1 protein-coding gene is annotated in these 3,607 nt (G+C 47.5%); it reads right to left on the bottom strand.

The window, feature by feature from the left end; all coding sequences use genetic code 11:
• Positions 1-3,542: hypothetical protein (locus KDK16_RS12230; RefSeq protein ID WP_257276332.1), on the bottom strand; the 3,542-nt coding region annotated here is incomplete at its 3' end.
• Positions 3,543-3,607: the final 65 nt, after the last annotated feature.

The raw sequence follows: 3,607 nt of genomic DNA, 5'->3' as shown, positions 1-3,607 counted from the left end.
GGGTTGGCGTTGTACTGTCTGGTAAACAGCATAGAGCCGGTTCTCAGCAGAATGACTGAGGAAGCGACCCTGCCCAATGGCATCGCCAGCCCGCCCACTTCAGAGATCTGTTCAATGCCGCTGTGGTAGGCATGTTGGCCAGTTCTGCCAGGATCAACACCGTAGCGTTCCAGCCAGTGCTGGAAAGGTATGAGCATCCTGTGCGTGTAATCACCCCTGTTAGTCAGATCCAGAAGATAGAGGTACGCTATGTTTGAGAGGGTCAGTCTGGCAGCCTCCAGAACGGTCCGGGTCACCAGAAGAGGTTTGTAGCTGGAGAAGTACAAGGTGACAGCCTGTACCAGAAAGGCTGAAGGTTTGATCCAGTATTTAATCAGTTGCTGCTCAACCGCTGCGGCATGAGTCTGCATCAATGTGTCATGGATAGCCTTGATCAGCTCTGATTCAGACACGCCAACGGCATTGGCATAAGGTGTCAGAGTATCCTGAACATTAGTCAGGAATGCTACGGTCTTGCGGCCGTTTTCAAAGGCGACATCGTCAAGAACGTAGTTGGCGATGACCACAGCTGCATACTCTTTCATGCCGGCAACAGACGCCTTCATACCCGCCGGGCCAGTGGTGGTCACAGTCACAGGTGCAAAGGCACTCTGCATGAATTCCTCAGCACTCTTTTCGGACAGCCCATGGACAACGGCTCTGAAGTGGATTAACTTGATGCCACGTCTGTAGCCAAGGAGGTGTTCAAATTCTTCTACTGGCTCATAACCATCGACACTTCTGACGGCCTTTATGTAGTTCTCAAGTTCAACCTTGCTGATCAGACCTTCACGTAGCAGAGTGATGATCTTGTGACCACTGGCAGAATGGGCAGCGAAGTATTCCGAAAAGCTTTTCAGCTCCTTTGGTTCACACTCGACGAAATGAATGGCTGTTTTGCCCATGCCGCGAATTTCATCGTCGTATTGTTGAGCCCCGTTTTGCAGCTCGCGCCTGGCCCTGACCACAAGCTCATGGACTTTTTTAGGGACATTGAGAGGCTGATCTTTTCCAGGGTTGAGAGGGGGCGGGAAGGTCGTTTTCAGACTTTTGAAAACTTCCACAATCCGACTGGCCTGATCAAGCGTCAGCCCGTCTCCGATCGATGCAATCAGGCGAAGCGGTTGAAGTTCATCGGCAAAACCTAAAGCCGGAAAGTAGGGTATTAGCCCACCGCGTTTTTCCGCTAATTCTGCCAGACCCATTGCGGCTTCCAGAGCTTGTTTCTTGAGAGAGTGCTGCTGCATGAAGTCATGGATATCGGTCAGGACTTTTATCTGCCTGGGTGTGAATTGGGAGGGAGCGACATCATTTTCGACGGCTTCCTCTGCTGCCTTCAAGACTTCCCTTATTCTCTCAATGTTTGCTTTCCTGGGTTCAAGCTCATCTTCCAGACGGGCCTGCTCCTGAATCAGTTGCCGGATCTCACCGCCGGTACCATCATGACCACCCAGTTGTACCTGTCTGTTTCTCAGGATATCAAGTCGTCGTCTAAAGGTGTCAGAAGTGTCTGGTTTAAGGTCCACGGCTTCTTCAGTGGTATCAAGAAACGCTACATTGTAATTCGTCAGAGCATCTTCTGCTTTTGATACAGCTTCACATTTCTGCTTCAGGATTAAACTCAGCTCAACCATTTCGTGCTTATGTAGGGTTTTAGCCTCCTCATCGATGCCTCCAAAATCAATAATCTTCTGTTGTTTACGATCCAGATTCTCTTGTGCATCCCTCTGTTCAGACATTGCATTGATCACGTCCATAAATTTCTTGTGGTGCTCACGCAGGAATTCTGTGATCTGAGTGTACTTTTTTCTGGCTAAAGGCAGTTCACCCAATGCTTCCTCAAGGGTACCGGTTTCGTCCGGACCATGATTTTTTTTATGGCTTGTAACTGAAAAAAAGTAATCATTTTTTTGCAGTGAACTGAGGTCATCTTCTTTTATATGGATATCCAGATCTGCTCTGGCTCCGGGTGTCTCAATGATTTCATCTCTTTTTTCTGTACTGTGTTCCCGCAGGAAATGTCTGATGTCCTCTAATCGCTCTTCAGACGTTTGTTCGTCACCTGCAGCCAGACCAAAGCCGGTCTGAAGTTGTTTCATTAGCCGATTGAGAGTTGCGTCGTCTTGATCCGGGAGGTGTTGGAGATCACTGCGTTTTCCCGCAAATAATACGTGTTTGCCACTAATTGTCTTAAGTTCACGGTAAACCTCTTTCAGTCCGTTTTCAGCATTTTCCAATGCTCGTCTGGCATTGGCTAGCTCACGATCAAGAACGTATCGGGGTCTGGGGCCCAGACGAGTCAATTGCCTGTCAAGCTCATTCTCAATGGCTGCAATGCGCTCATTAACGTCAGGCTGACCTGTATTGATAACTAAATCGTCCAGCTGCAGGAGTTTTTTTTCAATCAAACTGTTCTGGTCGTTGATAATGGCATCTTCTCTATAATCCTCAATGTTGAGTTGATGAGCCACTGCATTGTTCCAGGATCTTCTGGCAGCTTCATCGTCATAAGCTGTATTTGATTCTTCGATTAATTCCAGAACTCTGGCTCTCAGGATATCCTTCTGATCAGACAGGTTGTTATCCTGCTCAAGTGCTACATTCAGGTCTTTGGCCAGTTTGACAGTGAAAGCTCTGCCGCTTTCTCTGGCAGCAACGTTTTCATCAGGGTTGATGCTTAGCTCGTCCTCAACAGCTCTAAGCAGAATTGTCTGTTGTTCCCTGGCGTGCTTGTCCAGGTAGGCATCTTCGACTTTATAGATAAGAGTCTCACGAATCTTGTTGTATTTGAGATCTTTCTTGTTCAGAGCTTTGCTGTCTTCTTTCCAGAGGGTTTGATCTATCTGATCCAGCAATTGCTCTGAGACATCATGATCGGCAAGTAGGGTATGAACCCGGGCAAGTCTTGCTGCATTGTCATCCCATTCGTCGAATTTGATGTTAAGAATCTTTTCTACGGCTTCGAGCACAGCGGACTGTTGTTCTCTGGCTTGCATGTCCGGGTCAGAGCCTTCGACTTTATCGTGAAGGTTTGCAAGAAGCATAATGAGTTTGTGTTCCTTCTCGTCCTGAGTTTTGCTTTCATATTGCCAGCGGATGTTATCGATTCGATTCAGTACCGCATCCAGTATCTTTTCTGAGAGAGGATTGCGGTTAAGTGTTATAAAAACTCTGGTGAGTCTTGTTGTTTTGTCATCCTCTTCATTGACTCTGATGTCAAGTACTACTTCTACGTCATCCAGTATGTCCAGAGCCTCGTTCTCTGCCAGCTGTCTGGCATCTCTGATGTATTCCTGCATGTTTTCAGAAATGCCCCGGCGACGGAGATACACGTCGTCGTTTTCATCAAGGTCATGCATCTTAAGGGCTTTTTCTACGGCACTCAGCGTCTCAAGGACTTCGGGCATGGGTTTGGGGTTGCTTTGTGTTCTGATGTCTTGCCGTTCTTGTTTCGAATCTGCAAGGCTGTCGAACCTGTTATGAATCTGTGCAAGTTCATCCACACAATACTGTGCTTGTCCTGATATTTTCTGCTTTTTCTGACCACTTGGAATGACTGATACTATTG

The organism is Endozoicomonas sp. SESOKO4 (assembly GCF_024606275.1).
This window is presented reverse-complemented; position numbering and strand designations above follow the sequence as displayed.